Origin of the sequence: Helicobacter felistomachi (genome assembly GCF_030296895.1) — a bacterium.
GTDB classification, from domain to species: Bacteria; Campylobacterota; Campylobacteria; order Campylobacterales; family Helicobacteraceae; genus Helicobacter; species Helicobacter felistomachi.
On record NZ_AP028022.1, the window covers coordinates 218127 to 240853 of the forward strand.

The window sequence follows — 22727 nt, forward strand, 5'->3', positions numbered from 1 at the left end:
AACCATGTTAAACCCCATTAGTGCGTTGCAACAACTCGGCTTGCTCCAAGAGCTCTTAAAAGACCACCCACAAGCGCAAAACTTCAACGGGACGCTGCCCCTGCTCTTAAAGGTTTTAGAAAAAAAGGGGGCGGATCAATACCTGTTGCAACTAGGCAACCAAGTGCTCGAGAGCAAGAGCCAAAAGAACCTTGTTTTAGGCAAAACCTATTGGGCGTTGGTGCATAAAAGCTCAGTGGGCGCGACCATGCTCTCTAATTTAATCCCCCAACCGCCCATCCTAGCAGAGCTCAAAAACGCCCCCCTAAAACTAGACTTGCAAGAATTACACAAGCTTTTAAGCCACGAGAGCAAGGAAGTCTTTAAAGACTACCACGAGCAGATTTTACAGCACTTCACCCACGCCTCCACCCGTCAAGACTTTTTATTCTTTGGCAATCTCTTACTCTCTTTACAGCACGAAGTGGCAAGCTTTGTTGTTACGGACGGGCATAAAGAGTCTCTAGTGCAGTTTAAAAAGGGCGGCAAGCAAGAACGGCTGGAATTTTACGCCCTTTATCCGCATTTAGGCCCCTTGCAGGGCGTGCTTTACAAGCAAGATGGGGGGGTTTGTCTGTCCTTAGGTGTGGCGTATGAAAGTGTGGCAACCCTTTTAAGGGGGCAAACCGAAAACCTTAAGGGCTTTAGCCACATAGAGATTTACACCGCCAAGCCCCTACCCGAACCGCTCTTTAGCTTTGAAGAGAATTTACTAGATACAAGGGGCTAACCACCCCCATTTGGCTTTATGACCCCCGGCCTATGCCCGCCCTAAACACCCAAGGGTTAGTTAGGAAAACCATAGGCATTTAAAGGGGTGTAGGGTTTAAGGGGCGCGCCAAAAGACGCGCCTGCGCTTTTAGCCAAAATCCCCGCCTGCATGGCCATCGTTTCGTTTAAAAAGGCTAAATGCCGTGTGAGCTCTAAAAGCAATTTGAGTTCTAAGCCCTGCGCTTGTTGGTTATAGGCGGCGTAAGCTAATGCCCTTGTGTTGGGGTCTTTGGCTTGTTTTAAGTGGGCGGCCAGTTGTTCGTTGAGGGTTTTGATTTGCTGCTCTAGGGGGCTTTTAGAAAACCTAGTTTGTAGCTCTTCTAGGCGTTTTTCTAGGGCGTGTGTGGGGGGCTTTGGGGCACTCTCTTGAAAATTTGAGAGCTCTTGAAAGTCCCTAGTCTGCAGCTCTTCATAGTGGATAAAATCCCCCCTAAGCAGGGCTTCTTGCATGCTTTTTAGCCGCTCTTGGTGTTGTTCTTGGGCTTTTTAGCCTGCACCTTTTGACAAACAAGCGCACTTAAGGGTTTGGGGGCTAGGGGGGGTTTTGGGCTTTAAGTTTGTTTAAAATCTCTTGGGCGTTGTCGTTGGGCTCTTTAAGCGTGGCGGTGTCAAAGTCTAGCCACGGGCAAGCGTGTTGTAGGCGCGCTGTTTGGGCCATTTGGGCTTGTTTGTAGGCGTTTAAACGCGCTTGTAACTCTTGCTCTTGTGCTTTGGCATGTTGCAGCTCTTGCTCCAAATAGGCACGCATGGGCTCTAAGGGGGCGATCTTGGCTTGCGCTAGGGCGTGGCTTTGCTCTAAGGTGTGGCGCATGCTCTCTAAGGTAGTAGCCTGCGCTCTAGCTCTTTCTAGCAGTTGTGTAAAAAGGTGTAAATGCTCTTGCATTTTGGCGATCATCGTGCCTTCGTTAGCGTTAGAAGTGGCAAGCCTAGCGTTGGCTTGCAGGTCTAAGGTGATCACTGCCGCCGCTTGCAAAGACAGCAAGCCAAAAAGGCACAGGCATAAAAACTTCAGGCAAACTCCCCAAACAACGCCCCCAAATGCACCCCTTGCAAACAAATATCTTGGTATTTGTCCTGGATGTTCTTAGCTCCGCTCTCTAAAACACCGCTTGTAACGCCATGCTTTATAGAGATTTTGGCTTCCAAAAAGGCACTCAGTTGGTCGCAAAACTTCAACAACCGCCCGCAAACTCCCTTGTAGCTGTCGTGATTGTAGCGCTGCCAAAGCGTGCTTGGGTCGGCAAACTCTAGGGTTTCTTGGGTTTTAGGGTCAATGCAGCGGTCGGCAAACTCGTTTTCCGTGAAGTAGCGCAAATCCTCTTGCAGCTTGGCATCAACATAGCGCAAAATGTGCTCTTGCATGGCGCGCTTTTCTAGCCGCTTTAAATAGGCATCTAGTCCTGCCACGCCGTGCTTGATGGGGGAGATGATGTCTCTAGTCAGCACTTCGGGCAGGTCGTGAAACAGCCCGCCTAAGAAGTGGTTTAGGCGCATGGCAGCACACGCCTTTAAATCAAAGCTAAGCAAGAAAGCACAAAAGGCAACAAAGAGCGCATGCCCTAGCACGCTTGTGGGCGGCACTCTTGGGGTTTGACTCCATCGTTTTTGGAAGCGCAACTGCCCGAACATGGAGGTGAGTAATTTTAAATGCTCTACCTTCTTTAACAGCGACTCGTGCTGTATTAAAGACTTGTCTAAGCTGTCTTTAATGTCTTGCACCCCATAGCCCTCGGGGTAAAAGCGGTAGATAAAGCCAAACTCCCACGCCGACACATAGTCGTGGGCAGCCTTAAGCAATTGGCTTTCTAAATCTTTAGGGGGGTTACAAAAGTAATCCTGAAAGGTGTCAAAGAGAGCATAGCCTTGCACTTCCGGCTCAAACACGCCCCACACATAGGCAGCTAGGGCACTGCGGTGCTGCTCTAGCAGCTCGTAATAAATGGGGGGCTTGATGTCGGTCAGCACCACACGGCTTAAAAACTCAAAGCAAAAGTAAGAGAGCAACTTGTCCCAATCCACGCCCACATGGTGTTTAGCCAACAAGACAACCACCATCGCCTTGTGGGCTTGTTTGTCTAACTCGCTAAACTCAATGGGGCAAGCCTGGTCGTTCCAGCGACGGATCGACGCGGCCACAAAGAGCCGCTCTAAGAGGGCTTTGCTTAAGTGGGGGGGAGTCATAGATACCTAGGCACAGACTTTAAAAGCAAGTCTTCAAGCTTAGAGTCGGCGGTGGGTTCACCAATCGCACTAAATTTCCACTCCCCATTGTGTAGGTAGAGCTTGCCTAAAATCATGGCTTCCTTGCCAGCAAAGGCAGCATCGTTTGCCACATTGTAGGTCGCAAAAATAGACTTCACTTGGCTAGGCGTGCCCTCATACAGGCGGATGCTGGCAAAGGGGATGGCATCAAATTTTATGTGGGTGTAGGAACTGAGCACAAAGACCAACTGCGTGATTTCCGGCTGCAGGCTATCTAGGGCAATGCTGATGACCTCATTGTCTAGCCCATCATCACCGCTGACATCGCCCGTGCGGTCATCTCCGCTGTGTTTAATCCCACTCGCCGCTTGTTTGCCATAATACACACAATCCACAAACTTTTGCTCGGTAAATAGCCCCACACTCAAATCCAAATCCACCGCCTCGCTCTTGGTGTTGCCAAACCACCCCTTTTTGCTAATCGCTCCCCAATTCGCCCCCACACAAAAGGCACTAAGCTTCTCTCCGCTCTCTTTCTTCAGCGAGATTTTCTGCCCCTTAACTAGACTAACCGCCATCACCCCCCCTTAAACATTGACCCCAAATTGCTTACAAAAGCCCGCCAAGCCCTCTTTAAAGCCAGTGCCCACAGCGGCAAATTTCCAATCCGCTCCATCCCGATACAACCTCCCAAACATCAAGGCGGTTTCTACCGAAAAGTCCTCTTCTAGGTCGTAGCGCAAGATTTCTTGGTTGTCGCTTTCATCCACAATCCGCACGAAAGCGTGGCGCACCATGCCGAAGTTTTGTTTACGGGTGTCGGCTTCGTGGATCGTAACAACAATGTGGATTTCTTGCACCCCGCTATCTACATGGGCTAAATCCACTTTGATTTGCTCGTCATCGCCCTCGCCCGCTCCCGTGCGGTTGTCGCCCGTATGCACCACTGCGCCGTCCTTGCTTTTAGGGTTGTTGTAAAACACAAAGTTTGCGTCATCGCTCACCTTGCCATTGCCCGCGGTCAAAAACACCGAAGCGTCTAGGTCAAAATCCGCACCCGTGTCCGTGTTATTCACATCCCAGCCCAAGCCCACAACGATTTTAGACAAGCCGGGTTTTTCCTTACTCAAAGACACCCGTCCCCCTTTGACTAAACTGACAGACATAAGCACTCCTTTATGAAAATAAAAGGCATTCTAGCAGATTTCAGCTAATGGGCGAGATACTCTAAGACTTGTTGGAGGATTTTAGGCGCGATCTCTAGCCTTAAATCCAAAAGGCTTAAGGGCAAGGGACAATTTGTGAGCTTGACTGCGTCTTTAGCGGTCACCAATAAGGAAGTGGCGGCATGCTTTTTATAGGCACACTCTAGGGCTTTCATATCAAAAGTGGCGTGGTCTTTGAAGTAGAGTCGTCCCACCACGGGGGGCAAAAAGGGCTCTAGGCGGCTAGGGCTTGCGATCGCGGTGACTAAGAGCATACGCTCTGTGGGGTTTAGCACTTTGGTGTGTCTTGTGTAATCTAGCCCCTCTTGCAGCACTAAATCCGCTAGGGCGTAGCACTTGGGGCTTTCTCTATAAACGCCGCTAGGCAAACAAAAGTCAAAATAGGGTTTGAGTTGTGGCTTTAACAAAATGTTGAGCTTTTTAAAGTTAAAGCGGAATCCATCGTCTAGGAGCACCACCTGTGCGCCCATTTGCTTAGCCTTAAGCACCCCCATTTTGCGCTCCTCACTCACCACCACGCCACAAGTGGGCAATTTGCTCGCTAGCAAAAACGCCTCATCGCCCGCCATTTCTTGTTTGACTAAAATCTCCCCCCACGCCCGCACCACTACAAGCCCTCTAGAAGTGCGCCCATAGCCCCGGCTGACAACCACCACCTGATAAAGCGGGGCGAGCACCTGCGCCAAAGCCAAAATAAACGGGGTTTTGCCGCTGCCCCCCGCCACTAAATTCCCCACGCTGACAATGGGGATTTTGAAGTCCTCAAAGGGCGCGCTTTGGCGTTTGAGCGTGGCGATTGTTTCATACACGAGAGATAGGGGGCGTAGGGCGTAGGCTAGGGCTTTTTGGCAGAGTGTGGGGGCGTAAAAATAACGCTCAAGCCAAGTCATAGAACACAAATTGCCGGCATTTCTAGCTTGAAAGCGTTTTTGGCCATGCGCTCTTGCACGCTTGCAACTAGGGCGGGTGCAAAGCCTAGGGCTACAAGGGCGTTTTTGTCTAAATGCGGGTTTTGCTCTATGGCAAAAAGCAGGGGATCAATTTCAGCGTAGCTAAAACCTAGCTCGGCCTCATCGCTTTGCCCGGCGTAAAAGTCGGCACTCGGGGGTTTGTCTAAAATGTTTTGGGGGACTTGTAAAAGCCGTGCTAAAGCGTAAATTTGGCTTTTGTAGAGATCGCCTATGGGGTTGATCGCACATGCCAAATCTCCAAAGATGGTGCCATAGCCTAAAAGCCGCTCACTTTTATTGCTGGTGCCGACCACGAGGGCCTGGTGTTCTAGGGCGTAGTCATATAAAGTTGCCATGCGTAAGCGCGCACAGAAATTGCCCTGCCTCATCAAGCTCGCGTCTTTATGGTTGTCTTTAAAAAGGGCATGGTGGGGGGCTATGGAGTGGTGGCTAAAGGAGATGTGGAAGCGTTTACAAAGTTCTGTGGCGTGTGTGAGCGCGCTTGGGGGGGTGCTTAAGGATGGCATTAACAAGGCGTGGGCGTTGTTTCCAAACGCCCTTTGGCATAAAAGGGCCACCACTGCGCTATCTAACCCCCCACTTAGGCCATAGACCACCCGCTTAAAGCCCCTTCGGGCGGCTTGGGTTCTTAAAAAGTCAGTGAGGGTGTCTGCAGTGGCCGGGGCTAGCCCCACTGCGGGGGTGCTTTGGGGTTTAGTCCTCAATTTTGTTGGTTTTGAGGCGTTTAGCGTAGATTTTTCTAAGCTTTCTGATATCTTGCTGCACTTCAAAGACCCCATGCCAGTGTGAGTAGTCAGGTGCAGCCATGATGCCGCCCTGACGCATGCGCCGTCCCTCGTGATGCCACATATGATACATGGTGTTTTGGAAGTCATCGCTCCACATGTCTTTGCCAAGCAGATGTTTTTTGGCAAGTTCGTCTTTCATTTGCACCGCTTCCTTCCAGTACTCGTTGTAGAGCATGATGTTTTTATCAGCCATGATGAAGAAGTTGTCGATGTGCTGTTTGTTGTGGCAGTCCACACAACCCGCTTTCATTTCTGCGCGGGCGGCTTCAGGGCCTTTGGGGTTGCCCGCTAATGGATTGCCTTTGGTGATCTTATTTTCATATTTGAAGTCATCGCTGGCGGTTTCATACCCTCCCGTACGCAGTTTGCTAACAGGCATGAAGAGATTCCATTTTAAGCGGCGGCTCACATTGTGTGTAACCGCACTTTTGACATTCCCGCTCATGTGGCATGTGGCACAAGTGGGGGCTCTAAAGTCAGGGACTTTCCACGTACCGGGAGCCGCATTAAAGTTCCATTTTGCCCCTCAGCGTTGAAGATGTGCCCGTGCATGGAGTTGTTGTAAATCTCAATGTCGGGATGATCGGGTCCTAGGTGGCAGCTCGCGCACGCAGCGGGTTTTCTTGCCTCTTCTAGACTGAATTTATGCGCGCTGTGGCAGCTGGCACAATTACCCACAGAGCCATCGGGAAAGGCGGTGCCGATGCCATAGGTGGGCCAAGTTTCAGGAGTGGGGCGGTGGTTTTTATTCAATTGGATGATGGAGCCGTGGCATTGTTGGCAACCCGTAGCTGCGGGGGCGTGTTTTAAATCGGGGTGGTTTCTGCCCTCCACCATCATCATTAAATCGCGCATGTTTGCTTTAGCCCACATCTGCACCGCACCTCTCACATGCCCGCTGTGGCGAAACTCGGTCACTTCCTTTTCGTGGCATTTGGCGCAGGTGTTGGTGGACACCAGCACAGAGATGGGCACCTTAGAGCCTTCATGCCCATCCATGGTGAGCATGGGGCTGTCTTTGGTAACGCCGTGGCAATCGATACAGCTCACCCCTGCGTGGGCGTGCTGACTCATTTTCCAGTCGGCCACGATCCCCGGATTTTTCTTGGCGTGGCACTCAATACAGCCCTTCGCCTCTGCTTTCATTCCCCTAAAAGTCTTTAAAGGCAGTTGTGTGTCCATCGCATTGTCTATGCTCGTCCCCCCCTTGGGCGGGTGTGCGCTAAGCCACCCTAAACAGAACACAAAGGCCAAGAATCCAGCCAAGCTAGCACGCATGCTTCTCTCCTTTAGGTAAAATCAACATTTTCACTCCTTTATTTTTGGCCCGTGCCAATCAAGGCACGCACACTTGGTTTATAGTCATCTTTTAAGAACTTCCTTAGGTGTATGCCTAAGTTTTGATGTCCCACCTCATCCAAGTGGCATTCCACGCAATGCTTTTTGGTGAGTTTGGCGAAGTAATCCCTGTGGGGTAAAAAGGCTTTCATGTTAGATTGTGTGGCATCTTTTAGGTTGGTGTGGCAACGCAAACAGCCCGAGTCAAAGACATAATTCTTAGCCTCGCGGCGATTCATCTCCCAGTCAAATTTGCGGGGATTTTTCATCGTATTGCCATAGACATCTTCAATGCCAAGTAAGGTTTTTTCTACGAAGTAATGCACGATGTTGTCGTGGGGCAGGTGGCAATCCACGCATTCGGCCTTCATCCCCACATGGTTATGGCCTCCATGCTTGTCTAAGTGGTAAGAATCCACTTCAGGGGTCATGATATGGCACATGCCACAGAACTTGTCATCCCCCGTCCACTCCACCGCCTGCACGGTAAATACTGTCAACACCACGCCCAGCACACACCCTCCGCAAAAAAGCCAAAACAAAAAGAAACGCTTCTCTTGCAACGCACGCAAAAAACCCATCGCGACCTGCTTAAATTAATCTGCTTTCAAATCTGCCTTTTTGTAGAATGACACAAAAAAGTTAACAAATCCCACCTCCTAAGATAATGTTAAATATTAAAGGTGTGTAACACACCTACAACGCGCCCTAAAATTGTGAGCTCATCTAGGTTATCCACCACAATGGGTTTATATACAGGGTTGTCGCTGATTAAATAGACTTCGGGGCGTTTGCTTAAGCGGCGGATGTAATACTCCCCGCCCAAGTTCACCACATACACCGCCCCTTCATAGCGCGTCCCATCGCTTTGGAAAAGCAACAGGTCGTTCTCTTTAATGCGTGGCTCCATAGAGTTACCCACTGCCTGCACGAAACCCAAATGCTCGGTAGAAGACAGCCCAAAACGCCGAATCAAGAACGACTTACTTTGGGGTAAGAAGGTCATGGTTTCGGCGTTGTGGGTGTCTCTATTCACGCTCACTTTAATGTCCTTAAGATAAGGCACCATGATGATGTCCTCCATCTCGTGATGGGTGGAAGTGAAAAAGTGCAAGTCGGTGTTTAATGCACTGGCAAGCTTCTCTAGGGTGTCTAAAGTGATGTTGCTCTTTTGCTCACTCTCGTAGCGCTTGATGCTCTGTAAACTCACACCGCACTTGAGCGCAAGTTCTTCTTGCGTGAGATTGTTGGCGTTTCTTAGCTGTTTTAGTTTTTCTTTTAGCATCCAAGCTCCTTTTTTTGGATTTTAAATCCCATAAATGCACTTTTGCGGGGGGATTATATACCACAATCTAGGTAAGATATGGCTAAAACAGCTATTTAGAGCTTTTATAGGGCACTAGAGTCTTTTTGGCGCACCTTGACAATTAACATAGTTTTGGCTAAAATACCCGTTTTTATGAAGTAGCGGGGCGTAGCGCAGCCTGGTTAGCGCACTTGGTTTGGGACCAAGGGGTCGAAGGTTCGAATCCTTTCGCCCCGACCAGCGAAAGTTTTTTATGGTGGGTGTAGCTCAGTTGGTTAGAGCACCAGATTGTGGTCCTGGGGGTCGTGGGTTCAAGCCCCATCACCCACCCCATTTCCCCATTACTTTTTTACACTAGGATTTAAGCGCTTGTAGCTCAATTGGATAGAGCACCAGACTTCGGATCTGGGGGTTAGGGGTTCGACTCCCTTCAAGCGCACCACGCGCTTGTAGCTCAGCTGGATAGAGCAACGGCCTTCTAAGCCGTAGGCCACAGGTTCAAGTCCTGTCAAGCGCACCACGTTCTCGTAAAAAACATGCCCCTTGCCACGCTTTGTTTGCATTCTTTAGCGCACTTCTTATTTTATTAACTTTATTGCTCTATACTGCGGGCTTATTTTAAGTTTTTTATAGAAAGGGGACTTGTATGCCAGTCCAACCCGATAAGGAAGTGATCCACTCCAGCCTAACTTTGGCCCGCACCCTACAAAGCAAAATCAGCGACCACCTAAGCTTAGAAGAGCGTTCTTTCCACAATAAAATGCAAAAGCTCCTAGCCAATCCTGAGAATAAGGTCATGTTGATCGAGCTTTTAGATCGCTCTTTCCGCTGCCAGGACAACAGCGCGCGCTTTAACTTGATCGAACACACCCTAAAAAAATACGGCATTGCCGACTTTTTCAGCGGGTTTGAGAAGTTTTTACTCTTTGGCTTTTTGAGCGTAGGTAAGCTTGCCCCTTCTATGAGTGTGCCTTTCTTTGTGCACAAAATCCGCCAAGACACCCAAGGTTTGGTGTTAGATGAGAGCAGCGATAACTTAAAAGACAAAATTGAAAAACGCCAACAAGCCCAAATCACACTCAACATCAATCTCATCGGGGAGGAAGTGCTGGGCGAGGCTGAAGCGTCCTATCGCATGCATAAATACGAGGAGGCGATCAAGTCTGACTACATTGAATACATCTCGATCAAGATCACCACGATTTTTTCCCAAATCAATATCCTAGACTTCGAGCAGTCCAAGGCAGAGGTGGTGAAAAGATTAGACAAACTCTATGGCCTTGCGCTGGAGGAACAAGAAAAACAAGGCATGGATAAATTCATTAACCTAGACATGGAGGAGTATAAGGATTTAGAGCTCACGGTGGCGGCGTTTAAAGAGTCTATCTCTAAATTCCCCTTAAAAGCGGGCATTGTGTTGCAAGCCTACATCCCCGAGTCTTACGAGTATCTCAAAGACTTGGTGGCGTTCTCTAAAGAGAGAGTGCTTAGCAACCTGCCCCCCATTAAAATCCGCTTTGTCAAGGGTGCAAACATGGAGAGCGAAGAGACGATCGCCTCCATGCGTGGGTGGGCGTTGCCGACCTTTAAACGCAAACAAGACACCGACTCCAACTACAACAAAATGTTAGAGTATGTGCTCAGCGAGGAAAATTACAAATACATCCACATTGGGATCGCTTCGCACAATCTCTTTGAGATCGCCTACGCCTACACAAGGATACACACCCTAAACGACCCCATCGCTTTAGACCACTTCACCTTTGAAATGTTAGAGGGCATGAGCTTGCAAGCCAGTTTTGAACTCAAAGAAATGCATAAACTCATCTTGTATGCCCCCGTGTGCGATGAAAAGCACTTCAACAACGCCATTGCCTACCTCGTGCGCCGCCTCGATGAAAACACCGCCGCGGATAACTTCATGAAAGCCTTTTTTAACCTAAAAGTGGACTCGCCTGCGTGGAAGGACCAAGAAGACCGCTTTTTAAAGAGCATTGCGGGCATTGAGGATTTAGACAACAACCCTAGACGTACCCAGGATCGCAACACCCACCAGCCCGCGCAAAGCACCTACCCCAACCACCCCTTTAAAAACGAGAGCGACACAGATTTTGTTTTAAGAGCAAACCGCATCTGGGCGGATCAAATCGTCGACAAGACAAAGAACGCCGCCATTGTGGAGCTCTTCCCCGTGATTGGGCGCGATTACGACAAAGAGGGCTGTAAAACTTTGCAAGTCTTTGGTAAGATTGCGCACCAAAAAATTGCCACCATCGCCCAAGCCAACGAAGCGGTGATGCAACAAGCCCTAGAGTCCGCCAAAGCCAGCACTTTCGGGCACCAAAGCTTTAGTCAAATCCACGCCATTTTAAGCAAAGTGGCGCAAAATTTTAGAGACAGGCGGGGGGATTTGATCGGACTTAGCGCGCTTGAAGTGGGCAAGACCTTTGTGGAGAGCGATGCTGAAGTGAGCGAGGCGATCGACTTTTTGGAGTTCTACCCCCACAGCTTGCAAAAACTTTTAGAGCAACACCCTGAAGTGCGCTTTAAGCCTAAGGGCGTGGGCGTGGTGATCGCCCCGTGGAACTTCCCCATTGGCATTTCAGTGGGCACCATCGCCGCCCCTTTGGCCACAGGCAACACCGTGATTTACAAGCCCTCCAGCCTTAGCGCAGTGGTGGGTTACCGCTTGTGTGAGTGCTTTTGGGATGCGGGCGTGCCAAGGGATGCCTTAATTTACTTGCCCTGCAAAGGTGAGGATGTGAGTAAATTCCTTTTAAAAAGCCCCGACATTAAGTTTTCTGTCCTAACGGGCTCGGAGGACACCGCACAGCGCATGCTAGAGGCTAGCCCCACTTTGGCACTCAGTGCCGAAACAGGGGGCAAAAACGCCACCATCGTTACCAAAATGGCAGACAGGGACCAGGCGATTCGCAATGTAGTGCACTCTGCCTTTAGCAATTCGGGGCAAAAATGCTCCGCCACTTCTCTCTTGATTTTAGAAGAAGAGGTCTACAACGACTCTGACTTTAAGCGCACTCTCGTGGACGCGACTCAATCCATGAGCGTGGGCGATCCTTTGGCGTTGTGGAATAAAATTGGAGCTTTAGCCGACACGCCTAGCCCTAAAGTGCAAAAGGCGTTAAACAACATCGAAGCCCACGAGGAATGGGCCATCAAGCCCGAGTTTTTGAACGAAAATGCCTATTTAATGAAGCCTTGCATCAAGTACGGGACTAAAAAGGGCGACTACACGCACATGACCGAGTTGTTTGTGCCTTATTTGTCTGTGATGAAAGCCAAAGACTTAAAGGAGGCCGTAGAGATCGCTAATGCTACGGGCTATGGTCTCACGGGAGCTTTGGAGTCTTTAGATGAGCGCGAGTGGGAGTATTACATCAACAACATTGAAGTGGGCAATCTCTACATCAACAAACCCACCACAGGGGCGATTGTGTTGCGCCAGCCCTTTGGTGGGATCAAAAAATCGGCGGTGGGGCTAGGGCGCAAGGTGGGGATTTACAACTACATCACACAATTCGTCCACATTGAGGAAATCCCCGCAGAGAACACCCACAGCGGGAACACGCCCTTCATCCAAGCTCTAGAGTCCTTCAACCAACACCACAGCGACACGCTCAAAGAGATCGTGCAAATGGCGCGCAACTACGCCCACTACCACGCCGCCGAGTTCAGCCAAAAGCAAGACTATGTGCAAATCCGCGGCGAGGAAAATTGGTTCACCTACACCAAGGTGTCTAGCATTGGCTACCGCATGCGTGCTGAGGATAGTTTGATCGATGTCTTTAGCGTGCTGATGGCAGCGGCCGTGTGTCAAATCCCGCTCACCATTAGCTTAGCGAGCAAGACCGATAACCCCCACGCTGCGCTTTTATTAGAGTGCGTGGACTATCTAAAACACCACTTCAACCCCACCATTATTTACGAGAGTTTGGAGGAGTTTAGCCAAAAACTTGGCAGTTTTGGGCGGGTGCGCTACTTTAGCCAAGAGTTGGATGCGCTTTATGAAGCCAGCGGGGCTTTAGGGATTGTGGTGGCAAATGCTAAGGCTCTGTGCTGTGGGCGCTTTGAGCTCTTAAACTACCACCTAGAAAAGTCTATCAGCATTTCCTACCACCGCTACGGCAATTTAGGCGCAAGGGGGCTTAAAGCCAAAGCACACGCAGGATAAAGCCATGATTTGGGGGGGGGGGGTTGGCGGTTGTGATTTTGACTTTTTTTACTTTTATGGTAGTTTGGTGCAGGGACTTAAAAAATCAAGGAGATCCATGCAAATTAGTTACCAGGCTGTGATTGTTTTCGTTCTTTACTCGTTATTGATGCTCGCCATTGGGTTTTATTTTTATAGGAATAATGAAACTACAGAGGATTATTTTTTAGGGGATCGCTCTATGGGGCCTGTGGTGAGTGCTTTAAGCGCGGGGGCAAGCGACATGAGTGGATGGCTTTTAATGGGTTTGCCCGGGGCCTTGTATGTGGGTGGGCTCATCAACACCCACATCGCCATCGGGCTCACCATCGGAGCCACGATCAACTGGATTTTAGTGGCTAAACGCTTGCGGGTCTACACCAGCGTGATCGACAATTCGATCACCATCCCCGATTACTTTGAAACCCGCTTCAGTGATGACAAACACATTTTGCGCCTGATCTCGGCAGTGGTGATCTTGATTTTCTTCACTTTTTATGTGTCCTCAGGGCTCGTGAGTGGGGCGAAACTCTTTGAGGCGACTTTTGGAGTGAAGTACAATCACGCCCTCATTACGGGGACTCTCATCATCGTAACCTACACTTTTTTGGGCGGCTACAAGGCGGTGTGTTGGACGGATTTGATCCAAGGGCTCTTGATGATGGGGGCTTTGGTGGCGGTGCCTTGCATGATGCTTTATCATTTGGGTGGGCTACAAGAAAGTTTTAATATCATCGCCCATGTTAAACCCGGTAACCTGACTTTTCTTGAGGGCAGCTCTTTAGTGGCGGTGATCTCTAGTTTGGCGTGGGGGCTTGGCTACTTCGGGCAACCGCACATTTTGGTGCGCTTCATGTCTATCCGCTCCATTAAAGAGATTCCGCAGGCCACAACCGTGGGTATTTCGTGGATGGGGATCAGCTTAATCGGGTCTTGCTTAATCGGGCTGCTTGGCGTGGCGTATGTGGCGAAGTTTCATTTAAGTCTAGCTGACCCTGAAAAAATCTTCATCCACATGAGCGAGACTCTCTTCAATCCGTGGATCAGCGGGGTTCTTTTAAGCGCCATTTTGGCCGCTGTGATGAGCACTGCTAGCTCGCAGCTTCTCGTCAGCTCTTCTACCATTGCTGAGGACTTTTACTCTAAGATTTTTAATAAAGAGGCCCCGGTGAAGACGGTGATGATGGTGAGTCGGGCTTCGGTGTTGGCGGTGGCGACCATCGCCTTTTTCATCTCCACCGATCGCAACGCCAGCGTGCTTAAAATCGTGTCCTATGCGTGGGCGGGCTTTGGGGCAAGTTTTGGCACGGTGATTTTATTCTCTCTCTTTTGGGCGCGCATGACAAGGCTTGGGGCGATCGCAGGGATGATCTTTGGTGCTAGCACGGTGATTTTATACGACAAATTTGGCAAAAGTTTTTTAGACATTTATGAGATTGTGCCCGGCTTTTTAGCCAGCTCTGTGGTGATTGTGGTTTTTAGTCTTTTAAGTTCCGTGCGCCCGGGGACAAAGGATGCCTTTGACTTGGTGATGCAAGAAGTCAAAAAAGGGGGCTAAAGCTCTAACTTGTGCACCCGGCCACTTCTTGGCGTGCTTTGCGTGATGACGCATTAAACCCTGCTAAGTCCTCCAAATCAAAACGCAGGGGCATTAAAATCTCGTGCAATTTTTGATCTAACCCACTCATGCCGATGTCTTCATTTAAAGCACTCTCCACCGACGCCTGTTTGGCGTTTTGGCTAAACTCTAGGGTACTCCCGTGCGCGATAAACTCCTTTTGAAAAGGTTTTAAACGGCGATCTAAAAGCTCTTTGACACACTCCCCCTAGCTAAAGCTAGGGGGAGTGTGGAATCATCAAGGTTTGCCCACTAGGCATGTTTTACAGCCTTGACTCCAAGAGCAAGCCCGCTCTCTATGAACATCAATGCTTACATTGAAGTCTCTATCCAAAGAAAAGCCACAAGAGAGATAATTTTGGCGGGCACCATAGGCCCGCTCTCTATCTTTTAGGCTCAAATCCTCTTTAAGTGCTCCACAGCTAGAACAAGTTTTAGAGCTGGGAACAAAAGCAACGCTTTTGATGAGACCTATAACCACTTGGGTTTTTCTCTCTAGAGGATAGCCCTTGCATTATAACAGTCCTCGCAGTTTGGCATTAGACGCGCAACCCTTCGGCTTGCGCACCCCCAAAGTTTAACCATACCCTTCAAGTTCAAGTCTTCAATGAAAATAGTGGCGTATTGTCTGGCTAGACTATTGGCAAGCTTGTAGAAAAAGTCTGTTCTCAGGTTTTTGATTTTTCTGTGCAATCTAGCAAGCCTTCATCTAGCTTTCAAGCGGTGATTCGAGCCTCTTTTCTTTTTAGAGATTTAGAACAAGATTTCATCAAAGGCCAATATTTAGAGAAAAATAAAGGTAAGGGGATTTGTGCGCCATGAGAGCAGGTGAGAAATGTTTTTAACCCAGCAAGCCCCACGCTGTTAGTGCCTGCAGGTTTAGGGGAAAACGCTTGGCGTTTTTCTCCACACACCAGGCACAAGAAAACATCGCCTAGATTATCTCTTTTAATGGTTAAGGTCTTAGGTTTGCCATTGAACTCGTAGGTTTTAACAAACTTAAAGCAACAACCACTAAAAGAAATAATATTGTCTTGGATTTTATAACCCGTTTTCCCTTTAAAAGTGAAAGATTGATATAGAGCCACTCTTTTAAATCTAGGAGGTCTGCCTTGTTTTTAAAAAAATCTTTGATAAGCCTTGTCTATCCTCTCTACTAACTCCTGCAAGGTTTGAGAACCCAAAGTTTTAAAAAAGCAAAGTGTGTTGTTTTCATTGAGTTTGGTGATGTGCTTTGCAGAGTGTAGAGATTTAAGTGTTTCTTGTAGAGCCTTCATATCTCTTATGCCAAGCCATACCATGGTTGTAGCAAATGCCATAAAAGCGTAGAAGCTTGCTGATGTGCTTGTGCTTGCTTGCATGGTAGAGTTTCTGCTTGTAGGCGATTAACATAGTCTTTCCACTGCTAAGGTCGTTGAACCACAAGTAAAGTTTTAACATGACTTGGGTAGTATTGCACTTTCAAAGTGTTTTGTATTAGGGAGAAAAATGATGTCTGAGATGTTTCATCGATTACTCAAAGGAATAAGAAGACAAGCTGGGCGCGTGTTGGATAGATACCTAGAGCCAAGATTGGCGACTTTAGCTGCTTCACTTAAGAAAGAGATTTCAAGGATAAGAGTAGAACAACTAAGACAATCCAAAGACAAGATTTTTACATTTAATAAAGATGTCCTTAATCACAAATATCCAGGTGTTAGGGAAATTGCTATGTACCTACCCAGTGTCTCAGTTGATATTATTCAAAATTATATAGTAATGGACGACAATTTTTACGATATTTGTACCATACAGCAAGCAGATAAATATTTCAAAGATGGGGCTAATGTTTTAGATATAGGCTCAAATATCTGCAATAACGCTCTTTATTATGCTCTTGTGCGCAATGCAAAAAAAGTCTATGCTTTTGAACCATTAAAGGAAAATTATGAAATTTTATGCAAAAACATTGAACTTAATTCCCTGCAAGATGTGATCATCCCACACAATGTCGCATTGGGAGAGCAGGTAGGTAGAGCAAGTATAGAGAGTTTTTCTGCTTGCAATACGGGTGGGACTCATTTAAAAAATGATGAACATGGGAATTTACCCATCATAAGTTTAGATGAATTGCAAAAAGAAGGTAAATTTGCAGACAAGATTGATTTTGTAAAAATTGATGTCGAGACTTTTGAAAGCCATGTTTTGCGGGGGGGGGGTTCTTAGAGCAGCATAGCCCTGCTATACAAATAGAAATTTTTGTTGAGAAATATAGTGAAGTGAGCGATATTCTGCGCTCTTATGGCTATAAAATGGTTGAAAAGATAGGCTATGCAGATTATATATTTTTGAGAAATTGAACATTTGGGTGGTTTCTTTCATCAGTAATTTGTTTGGATCTGGGGACTCACTCTGCATTAATTCTTGACATTATTCTTAAGAAAGGGTGTTGTGATGGAAAACATATGAGAATGCGATGATAAGTGGCAAGGTGGGAGCTCAAGATGGGGTAAGTCTAAGCGTTCTACATGCTCTCTTGAAGTGAAAGGAGTTGATTGGGATTGCAAAGGGTATTCTGACCCAAAAGATAAAAACACACTAGAGAAAATCACCGATGATCTTTTGGATTTGCTTAAGCAGATTAATAAGCACTCTCCAAATGGTCCTCAGCAATCAAGCAAAGAAAATTCTAACAACCATCGATTTTTACGATTCGTCAATAAGCACGCCCTAAAAACCCAAAACTATGTGGGTTTGATTCAAGTACAGAGTTATTTATATAGAAATTTTACACGAGATTTTAAGGCGAGTGAGCCATTTAGTGCGGATGGCATCCAACTCACATTAAAATATTTTCCATTGAGCCTTTGATCTATGAGTCCATCAATCCCAAACCCATTTAAAACAAAGCCAAAAGGTGTTGTATTTGGGGCAACACATGTGTTATAAGATTCTAAGAGCACTGAAATTAAACAGTTTATCCTCTCTGCAACAAGAGCAACTTTTAGCAAACCTGTAGGTTGCACTCGCACACCACAGCAACGTCCTAGAAGGGTTGCCTTTGTCTTTAGAGCAAACCACATGCGAGGCGTGGGGGCGCATTCTATTCTTGGCAAGCGTGCCACATGTCCGCCTCTCTCTTAGATGCTCAACTCAGCTGTATCATAACATTAAGAAAGCCAAAGCCCACCCTAAATTAACCCTTCTAGTGTTATAATGTTCCCATTTTTTAAAGGGGTTTGTATGTGGCGTTGGTTGTTTTTAGCGGGGTTATTTTTAGGGTGTAACAATGTGTTCTCGCCCTTTAGCCTGAATTTAAGCTATCCGCTCACCCCAAGCAAGCTCAACCCCGCCTTAAAGCCCCTATTCTTAAACCCCCCCGATGTGGTTTTCAACGCTGAGTTTGTGCCTAGATACGATCAAGCCCAATTTGCTAAAGCCCTGCAGAAAGCGACTTTAGGGCTATTACAGCACTTAGGCTACCCTCTAAGCCCGCAGGGCTATAACACCAACTTACAAGCCCAAATCAGCCTAGATTTCAAAAACACCCCCAAAGACCTAAAAGAGATCGCCAAGATGCTCAAAGCAAGCCACAACAACTCGCTAGACCCATCTAGAGTATTGCAAATGCTAGAGGCTAGGGCGGATCTTAGTTTGCGTCTATGTGCTAAAGACAGCCCCAAGTGCCTAAGCCATGTCAGCGTGCAGATACAACAACCGATTTTGCGCGCCAACCCGCTAGATAGCGACCCCAATGAGCGCAGCGGGCCCAATGCCAATTACAACCACGCCCTGAATTTAGCCCTAAATAAAATCTTTAAAAAGAGCATGCAGGCGTTGCAAAACGATTTAAGGGGGGGGCAAACCTTTATCCTAAACCCATAAAATCCTAGGAGAGTGCCGTGCTATCTAAAGATGTGACCGAATACGCCAAAGTCAAGAGCGAGCTTTACGCCTATGTGTCCTATCTGCTGACCCAAAACATTAAAAACTACCTGAAAGAACCGACTCTAAAATATATACAGCTGGCAATGGAGCGCATCAAACAAGAGGTCCGCATTAAAGAGGACATTTTTATCCTAGATGTCAATGGCAACTTGATCGATGGGGAGGGCAATGTCAAAAACTCTTTTGCGCAAAATTCTTTGGAGCGGAGCTACTTTTATGAGGCCATCGCTGAGCGCCGCTGCATCCTCACCAACCCCTACCCCACCCGCAGCAATCGGGGGCTTGTGGTTACAGCCGCCTACCCCATTTACAACGACCAAGAAGAGTTGTTTTATGTGGTGTGTATGCACATCCCTTTAAGGGTTGCTGTGGCTTTAAGCTCGTCCTCTAAGCATTACAGTGCCTTTGCTGAGGGCAGTGTGGTGATGTATTTTGGTATTTCCATCACGCTTGCCCTTGTATCTTTATTGCTATTCGTTAAAAGTTTATCCAGCTTATACCGCGCTTTAACCCACTTTAGCAGTTTTGATGTTAAAGAGGTGTTCCACCCCATTGTGTTGTTGACTTTGGCCTTAGCCACCGTGGATCTAGTCAAGGCGATTTTTGAAGAGGAAGTGCTGGGCAAGAACAGCGGGGATAGCCACCATGCCATCCACCGCACGATGATCCGCTTCTTAGGCTCGATCATCATCGCCTTAGCCATTGAGGCGTTGATGTTGGTCTTTAAATTCAGCATCAGCGCACCCAATAAAATCATTTACGCCGTGTATTTGGCCGGTGCGGTTTCAGCCCTGCTTGTCAGCCTAGCCATTTATGTCAAATTCGCCTACGGGGCGGCTAACGAGTCGGGGGGCAAGAATTAAACCCTTCAGCTTGTTTTTACCATAATGTGTTAGAATGCACCTTTTATTTTTTGTAGAAAGGACAACTATGTCTCCAACCTTGTGCGCCCTGTGCGGGGGGGGTAACACTCTCTAATTCTTTCACCTCTTCTTCTTTCGCTTCTTTAGCCCTTTGTTTAGAGGGGCTCTTATGAAACTCTTAAAATCATGTCCGTTTGTCCTTAGTGGGTGCTTGTTGGCTTCTTTGCTTGGTGGGTGCGGTGAAGCGCTGACACAGGCATTAAACTCAGAAACGCCCCAAGACAACCTATAAAAAATAACGCAAGAGATACGCCAAAGGCAATAAGCTGCAGAAACTCAAAAAAAGGAGCAGATAAAAAAAACCAAAGAAGAACAAGAGGCCAAGCACAATTCACCAGAGAGCCTTTTCCAACAAGGCCTTATTCAAGATAAAAACGAACGCGATCCTCTGCATTTAGAAGATGCCGAATAATCATTCACGGAAGCTGCTGCAAAGGGCAGTGCAGAGGTCTACCGGTATTTAGGCATCATGACCCTCAATGGAGAGCTTTCAGGACAACGATATTCAGGAAGCGATTATCAAAAAGCGATGGAATATTTCCAAGATGCTGTGGAGAGTGGGAGTGCCGATGCCCTTGCTGATATAGGCTCGTTGTATTTGTACGGGCAAGGTGTTTTTAAAGACTACACTAAAGCGATGAAGTACTACCAAAAGGCAGCGGATAAGGGGAGCGCGCATGGTTATTTTGACGCGGGCGCGATGTATAAAAATGGCCAAGGTGTACCTAAAGATGATAAGAAAGCCTACGAGTACATTAACAAAGCGGCTGAAAAGGGATGGCCCGCAGCCCTCCGCTTTATGGGTGCCATGTATGCCACTAGCAAGGGTGCATCTAGAGACTTTGTCAAAGCTAAAGAGTACTACGAAAAGGCTGCTGCTGATGGATCTAGTGATGCTTATGCTTATTTTAGAGAAATGTATTTCGCTGGATTAGGTGTAGCTAAAGACTATAACAAAGTCAAAGAGTATTTTGAAAATGGCATCAAAAGGAAAAATGCGATGACTTATTATGATTTAGGAATCATGTATCACAACGGGGCGGGCGTGTTGGTGGATAAAAACCAAGTCGCAGAATATGTCAAAAAAGCCTGCGACTTAGGCTCTGAACAAGCTTGCGCCGCTTTAATCAAATAAACAAAGGTAGAAAATATGAAAACAAGAATAAAAGTTGTGCTCTGCGCATTGGGGGTGGGGGTAGGTGTTTTAGGAGCAGAACAATTTGATCCACGCGTGTGTGCTACTGAAGTGCCCGGTGTGGGTTATGTGGCTTATGGAATAATGCGCAATGCCGTATCTGCGGGGTTAAGCCGCGTTGGAACGAGCGCAGAAGATGCAATCGCGTGTTTTAAAGCGGCTACGCAAGCAGGAATGAACACCGCCTATATGGATTTAGGAAATTTGTACCAAGAAACCAAACAATACAAAAAAGCCCTAGAAGCCTACCAGAAAAGCGCAGACAAGGGGGATGGTGACGCGATGGTGCAATTAGGGATTATATGTGTAGATGGATTGGGGTTGCCAAAGACCACCACAGAGCATTTAAATACTTTGAAAAAGCTACGCTGAAGGGGAATGCCTTAGGGTTTTTGGAATTAGGGGCCATGTATCAAAATGGGTGGGGAGTCAAGAAGGACTACGCGAAGGCAATGAAGTATTACCAAAAGAGTAAAAAAGATAAAGATGGCAGACTTTCACTAGCGGTATACTTGAACATAGGAAACATGTATGCTAATGGCTTGTGGGTTAAAAAGGACTATGTCCAGGCTGTGCAATATTTAGAGACAATAAGTGGTGGTAGCAATATGATAAGCGGAGTGGCAGACTATATGTTGGGCACCATTTATAAAAAGTTCTTGTGGCTATGCAGAGCTTGGCAACATGTATAAAGACGGGCAAGGGGTGGCACAAGACTATACAGAGGCGATCAATGACTATAAATTAATGATTTCAAAACATTACTTATCCATATTTAACCCAATCACAAACATTATTCATTTGATTAATCAAAATTTTAAACATTTTTTAATGGATTAAATCTTACACTAATTGAATATCATGCTAATTCAAGATTTCGCATTCTACACTAATCTAGTCAGTGATGTCAGCAATGTCAGCAGTGTGTCTATGCCCATCAACCCACAGCACCAAAAACCAACCAAAAACCAAAAACAAAGGTTCTCATGATTTTCTCCATTATCAACAAAAAAGGTGGGGTGGGTAAGACCGCCTTTAGTTTCTCCATTGCTAAAGATTTAGATTTGTTCTTGCAAAGCAACGACTCTTCCATCATTGAGAGCATTTACCCTGATAAAGCTAAAATCAGCACCCGCCTTTCTTTAATCAACAATTGTGTCTATGACTTTGGAGGCTTTATCCAAAGTGGGGTTTTAGAGATTGCTAAAGCCAGTCAAGCCATCCTCATCCCCTGCACTCCCCTTTACAACTCCCTACTAAAGACCATTGAAACCATCCAAGAGTTACAAGTTTTAAAAGTGCCCTTAATGGTGCTCGTCACCGATTATCAAAGCCTAGAAGAGCAAGAACAAACAAGTTCTACCTTACAATCTAACTTCACAGATTTAAACTTTTTCTTTTTTAAACACTCTAAGATTATAGAAAACTCTATGCGTAAGGGATTGAGCTTTAAAGAGTTGTCTTTGCAAACCCCACTCTCTGGAATCCAATACAAGACTTTCATGACAGAATACCAACGCCTTTTAGACACTTTAACAAAAGGAGTAAACAATGAATGAAAACAAAAACACCCCCAAATCTATCCAAGATGCTTTGAAAAACACCCACAACCCCAAGCAAACACTTTCAGTGCTAAAGACAAAGCCAAACCAGGTAGAAAACCTTTGCCCGCTCATTTAAAACAAAACCACATCGTTACCTTTTACTTATCCCAAGAGGAATACAACACCCTAAAAGCTCTAGCTGACAAGGAGGCTGATAGTGTGGGCTTCTTTGTCAAACGCTATGTGTTAAAGAATTTGGTGAGGGGGTAGTAATAAGCTAGGGTATTGCTTGTGTGTAGATGAGCTTTGACAACTTTTCTTCTTAAAACTTCTGTCTTTTTGGCATATTTGGCATATCTTAGATTTTGAGAGAGCGGCGACCCATAAAAAATGGACACGGTGCCTTCTACGGAGCACCAAAGAGTACCAACCTTGTCATACCGTGTTTTCATTAACAAAGTAGGGGCCATTTAGATGTAGCAAAAGCACAACCTAACTTCTTTGGAACAACCCCAAAAAAGATAGCGAAGTCTTGTAACCCGTACCCCAACAACTCCTAGTTTCTCAACCGTAAAAACATTTTATTGCATGCTACAACAGCTATCTAACAGCATTTTTATCTTGTTTACTCCGTTGGCGATCTTTTTCAATTTCTTTATCGAGCCAATA

25 protein-coding genes, 4 tRNA genes and 1 pseudogene are annotated in these 22727 nt (G+C 46.9%); 16 read left to right on the forward strand and 14 right to left on the reverse strand.

Annotated features, from left to right (window positions below; all coding sequences use genetic code 11):
* Positions 1 to 4 precede the first annotated feature (4 nt).
* Positions 5 to 769 carry a hypothetical protein gene (locus tag QUE23_RS01225; RefSeq protein WP_286348895.1) on the forward strand — a complete coding sequence of 255 codons (765 nt, stop codon included), beginning with the start codon at positions 5 to 7 and terminating at the stop codon, positions 767 to 769.
* Between the two features lie 56 nt (positions 770 to 825).
* Here the strand turns inward: QUE23_RS01225 and QUE23_RS01230 are convergent, their stop codons facing one another.
* From QUE23_RS01230 to QUE23_RS01275, 10 genes and pseudogenes are all read right to left on the reverse strand, one after another.
* Positions 826 to 1260: a hypothetical protein gene (locus QUE23_RS01230; RefSeq protein WP_286348896.1), complete on the reverse strand. Its 435-nt coding sequence runs from the start codon at positions 1258 to 1260 to the stop codon at positions 826 to 828.
* An 82-nt stretch (positions 1261 to 1342) separates the two neighbouring features.
* Positions 1343 to 1768, reverse strand: coding sequence for a hypothetical protein (locus QUE23_RS01235; protein WP_286348897.1), 426 nt, complete (start codon positions 1766 to 1768; stop codon positions 1343 to 1345).
* A 50-nt stretch (positions 1769 to 1818) separates the two neighbouring features.
* On the reverse strand, positions 1819 to 2991 hold the full coding sequence (locus QUE23_RS01240) for an HD domain-containing protein (RefSeq protein ID WP_286348898.1): 1173 nt from the start codon (positions 2989 to 2991) through the stop codon (positions 1819 to 1821).
* On the reverse strand, positions 2988 to 3590 hold the full coding sequence (locus tag QUE23_RS01245) for a TerD family protein (protein ID WP_286348899.1): 603 nt from the start codon (positions 3588 to 3590) through the stop codon (positions 2988 to 2990). Before QUE23_RS01245 ends, QUE23_RS01240 begins: the two co-directional genes overlap by 4 nt.
* A 9-nt stretch (positions 3591 to 3599) precedes the next feature.
* Positions 3600 to 4178, reverse strand: coding sequence for a TerD family protein (locus QUE23_RS01250; protein WP_286348900.1), 579 nt, complete (start codon positions 4176 to 4178; stop codon positions 3600 to 3602).
* A 44-nt stretch (positions 4179 to 4222) separates the two neighbouring features.
* Entirely contained in the window at positions 4223 to 5128 is a 906-nt protein-coding gene (locus QUE23_RS01255; protein WP_286348901.1) for a tetraacyldisaccharide 4'-kinase, read from the reverse strand.
* Entirely contained in the window at positions 5125 to 5883 is a 759-nt protein-coding gene (locus QUE23_RS01260) for an NAD+ synthase (RefSeq protein WP_286349471.1), read from the reverse strand. Before QUE23_RS01260 ends, QUE23_RS01255 begins: the two co-directional genes overlap by 4 nt.
* 19 nt (positions 5884 to 5902) lie before the next feature.
* Positions 5903 to 7275, reverse strand: a pseudogene (locus tag QUE23_RS01265) (multiheme c-type cytochrome).
* Between the two features lie 38 nt (positions 7276 to 7313).
* A complete protein-coding gene (locus tag QUE23_RS01270) occupies positions 7314 to 7916 on the reverse strand; it encodes a cytochrome c3 family protein (protein WP_286348902.1) in 603 nt (200 codons plus the stop codon).
* A gap of 89 nt (positions 7917 to 8005) precedes the next feature.
* The gene (locus QUE23_RS01275; protein WP_286348903.1) at positions 8006 to 8620 is read right to left on the reverse strand and encodes an XRE family transcriptional regulator; all 615 of its coding nucleotides are present in this window, start codon (positions 8618 to 8620) and stop codon (positions 8006 to 8008) included.
* A 183-nt stretch (positions 8621 to 8803) separates the two neighbouring features.
* Between QUE23_RS01275 and QUE23_RS01280 the strand changes: the two genes are divergently transcribed.
* The 6 genes from QUE23_RS01280 to putP all read left to right on the forward strand — a co-directional run bounded on the left by QUE23_RS01280 (position 8804) and on the right by putP (position 14409).
* Positions 8804 to 8881, forward strand: a tRNA-Pro gene (locus QUE23_RS01280).
* A 16-nt stretch (positions 8882 to 8897) separates the two neighbouring features.
* A tRNA-His gene (locus tag QUE23_RS01285) sits at positions 8898 to 8974 on the forward strand.
* A gap of 32 nt (positions 8975 to 9006) precedes the next feature.
* Positions 9007 to 9083 (forward strand) — tRNA-Arg (locus QUE23_RS01290).
* 1 nt (position 9084) lies between these two features.
* Positions 9085 to 9161, forward strand: a tRNA-Arg gene (locus tag QUE23_RS01295).
* A 126-nt stretch (positions 9162 to 9287) separates the two neighbouring features.
* Positions 9288 to 12833, forward strand: a complete 3546-nt coding sequence (locus QUE23_RS01300; protein WP_286348904.1) for a bifunctional proline dehydrogenase/L-glutamate gamma-semialdehyde dehydrogenase — start codon at positions 9288 to 9290, stop codon at positions 12831 to 12833.
* Between the two features lie 97 nt (positions 12834 to 12930).
* Positions 12931 to 14409, forward strand: a complete 1479-nt coding sequence (gene putP / locus QUE23_RS01305) for a sodium/proline symporter PutP (protein ID WP_286348905.1) — start codon at positions 12931 to 12933, stop codon at positions 14407 to 14409.
* A gap of 4 nt (positions 14410 to 14413) precedes the next feature.
* Here putP and QUE23_RS01310 read toward each other — a convergent pair whose 3' ends face one another.
* The 4 genes from QUE23_RS01310 to QUE23_RS10105 form a co-directional block, all read right to left on the reverse strand.
* Positions 14414 to 14569, reverse strand: a complete 156-nt coding sequence (locus QUE23_RS01310; protein WP_286348906.1) for a hypothetical protein — start codon at positions 14567 to 14569, stop codon at positions 14414 to 14416.
* A gap of 138 nt (positions 14570 to 14707) precedes the next feature.
* Complete coding sequence (locus tag QUE23_RS10095; protein WP_353622215.1) at positions 14708 to 14950, reverse strand: zinc ribbon domain-containing protein; 243 nt, start codon at positions 14948 to 14950, stop codon at positions 14708 to 14710.
* A 14-nt stretch (positions 14951 to 14964) separates the two neighbouring features.
* Positions 14965 to 15162 (reverse strand): transposase, encoded by a 198-nt coding sequence (locus QUE23_RS10100; protein ID WP_286349220.1) that lies wholly within the window; start codon positions 15160 to 15162, stop codon positions 14965 to 14967.
* A 558-nt stretch (positions 15163 to 15720) separates the two neighbouring features.
* The gene (locus tag QUE23_RS10105) at positions 15721 to 15909 is read right to left on the reverse strand and encodes a hypothetical protein (RefSeq protein WP_434801992.1); all 189 of its coding nucleotides are present in this window, start codon (positions 15907 to 15909) and stop codon (positions 15721 to 15723) included.
* A 48-nt stretch (positions 15910 to 15957) separates the two neighbouring features.
* Between QUE23_RS10105 and QUE23_RS01320 the strand changes: the two genes are divergently transcribed.
* The 9 genes from QUE23_RS01320 to QUE23_RS01355 all read left to right on the forward strand — a co-directional run bounded on the left by QUE23_RS01320 (position 15958) and on the right by QUE23_RS01355 (position 22328).
* On the forward strand, positions 15958 to 16674 hold the full coding sequence (locus tag QUE23_RS01320; RefSeq protein ID WP_286348907.1) for an FkbM family methyltransferase: 717 nt from the start codon (positions 15958 to 15960) through the stop codon (positions 16672 to 16674).
* A gap of 1017 nt (positions 16675 to 17691) precedes the next feature.
* Positions 17692 to 18333, forward strand: a complete 642-nt coding sequence (locus tag QUE23_RS01325; RefSeq protein ID WP_286348908.1) for a hypothetical protein — start codon at positions 17692 to 17694, stop codon at positions 18331 to 18333.
* 17 nt (positions 18334 to 18350) lie between these two features.
* Positions 18351 to 19259 carry a PDC sensor domain-containing protein gene (locus QUE23_RS01330; RefSeq protein WP_286348909.1) on the forward strand — a complete coding sequence of 303 codons (909 nt, stop codon included), beginning with the start codon at positions 18351 to 18353 and terminating at the stop codon, positions 19257 to 19259.
* 529 nt (positions 19260 to 19788) lie between these two features.
* Positions 19789 to 20454, forward strand: coding sequence for a tetratricopeptide repeat protein (locus QUE23_RS01335; protein ID WP_286348910.1), 666 nt, complete (start codon positions 19789 to 19791; stop codon positions 20452 to 20454).
* A gap of 15 nt (positions 20455 to 20469) precedes the next feature.
* Positions 20470 to 20886 carry an SEL1-like repeat protein gene (locus QUE23_RS01340; protein ID WP_286348911.1) on the forward strand — a complete coding sequence of 139 codons (417 nt, stop codon included), beginning with the start codon at positions 20470 to 20472 and terminating at the stop codon, positions 20884 to 20886.
* Positions 20817 to 21206, forward strand: a complete 390-nt coding sequence (locus QUE23_RS09915; protein ID WP_353622234.1) for a tetratricopeptide repeat protein — start codon at positions 20817 to 20819, stop codon at positions 21204 to 21206. The genes QUE23_RS01340 and QUE23_RS09915 overlap by 70 nt, the downstream gene beginning before the upstream one ends.
* A gap of 294 nt (positions 21207 to 21500) precedes the next feature.
* On the forward strand, positions 21501 to 22073 hold the full coding sequence (locus tag QUE23_RS01345) for a P-loop NTPase family protein (protein ID WP_286348912.1): 573 nt from the start codon (positions 21501 to 21503) through the stop codon (positions 22071 to 22073).
* On the forward strand, positions 22066 to 22194 hold the full coding sequence (locus tag QUE23_RS01350; protein ID WP_286348913.1) for a hypothetical protein: 129 nt from the start codon (positions 22066 to 22068) through the stop codon (positions 22192 to 22194). The genes QUE23_RS01345 and QUE23_RS01350 overlap by 8 nt, the downstream gene beginning before the upstream one ends.
* Positions 22179 to 22328, forward strand: coding sequence for a ribbon-helix-helix domain-containing protein (locus QUE23_RS01355; protein ID WP_286348914.1), 150 nt, complete (start codon positions 22179 to 22181; stop codon positions 22326 to 22328). Before QUE23_RS01350 ends, QUE23_RS01355 begins: the two co-directional genes overlap by 16 nt.
* Positions 22329 to 22727 lie beyond the last annotated feature (399 nt).

Coding starts and splice junctions, on each gene's coding strand:
- QUE23_RS01300 (WP_286348904.1), top strand. CDS start 9,288: ATGCCAGTCCAACCCGATAAGGAAGTGATCCACTCCAGCCTAACTTTG.
- putP (WP_286348905.1), top strand. CDS start 12,931: ATGCAAATTAGTTACCAGGCTGTGATTGTTTTCGTTCTTTACTCGTTA.
- QUE23_RS01335 (WP_286348910.1), top strand. CDS start 19,789: ATGACCCTCAATGGAGAGCTTTCAGGACAACGATATTCAGGAAGCGAT.
- QUE23_RS10105 (WP_434801992.1), bottom strand. CDS start 15,909: ATGTTAAAACTTTACTTGTGGTTCAACGACCTTAGCAGTGGAAAGACT.
- QUE23_RS01225 (WP_286348895.1), top strand. CDS start 5: ATGTTAAACCCCATTAGTGCGTTGCAACAACTCGGCTTGCTCCAAGAG.
- QUE23_RS09915 (WP_353622234.1), top strand. CDS start 20,817: ATGTGTAGATGGATTGGGGTTGCCAAAGACCACCACAGAGCATTTAAA.
- QUE23_RS01325 (WP_286348908.1), top strand. CDS start 17,692: ATGTGGCGTTGGTTGTTTTTAGCGGGGTTATTTTTAGGGTGTAACAAT.
- QUE23_RS01275 (WP_286348903.1), bottom strand. CDS start 8,620: ATGCTAAAAGAAAAACTAAAACAGCTAAGAAACGCCAACAATCTCACG.
- QUE23_RS01230 (WP_286348896.1), bottom strand. CDS start 1,260: ATGCAAGAAGCCCTGCTTAGGGGGGATTTTATCCACTATGAAGAGCTG.
- QUE23_RS01250 (WP_286348900.1), bottom strand. CDS start 4,178: ATGTCTGTCAGTTTAGTCAAAGGGGGACGGGTGTCTTTGAGTAAGGAA.
- QUE23_RS01240 (WP_286348898.1), bottom strand. CDS start 2,991: ATGACTCCCCCCCACTTAAGCAAAGCCCTCTTAGAGCGGCTCTTTGTG.
- QUE23_RS01340 (WP_286348911.1), top strand. CDS start 20,470: ATGAAAACAAGAATAAAAGTTGTGCTCTGCGCATTGGGGGTGGGGGTA.
- QUE23_RS01320 (WP_286348907.1), top strand. CDS start 15,958: ATGATGTCTGAGATGTTTCATCGATTACTCAAAGGAATAAGAAGACAA.
- QUE23_RS01255 (WP_286348901.1), bottom strand. CDS start 5,128: ATGACTTGGCTTGAGCGTTATTTTTACGCCCCCACACTCTGCCAAAAA.
- QUE23_RS01245 (WP_286348899.1), bottom strand. CDS start 3,590: ATGGCGGTTAGTCTAGTTAAGGGGCAGAAAATCTCGCTGAAGAAAGAG.
- QUE23_RS01270 (WP_286348902.1), bottom strand. CDS start 7,916: ATGGGTTTTTTGCGTGCGTTGCAAGAGAAGCGTTTCTTTTTGTTTTGG.
- QUE23_RS01350 (WP_286348913.1), top strand. CDS start 22,066: ATGAATGAAAACAAAAACACCCCCAAATCTATCCAAGATGCTTTGAAA.
- QUE23_RS01345 (WP_286348912.1), top strand. CDS start 21,501: ATGATTTTCTCCATTATCAACAAAAAAGGTGGGGTGGGTAAGACCGCC.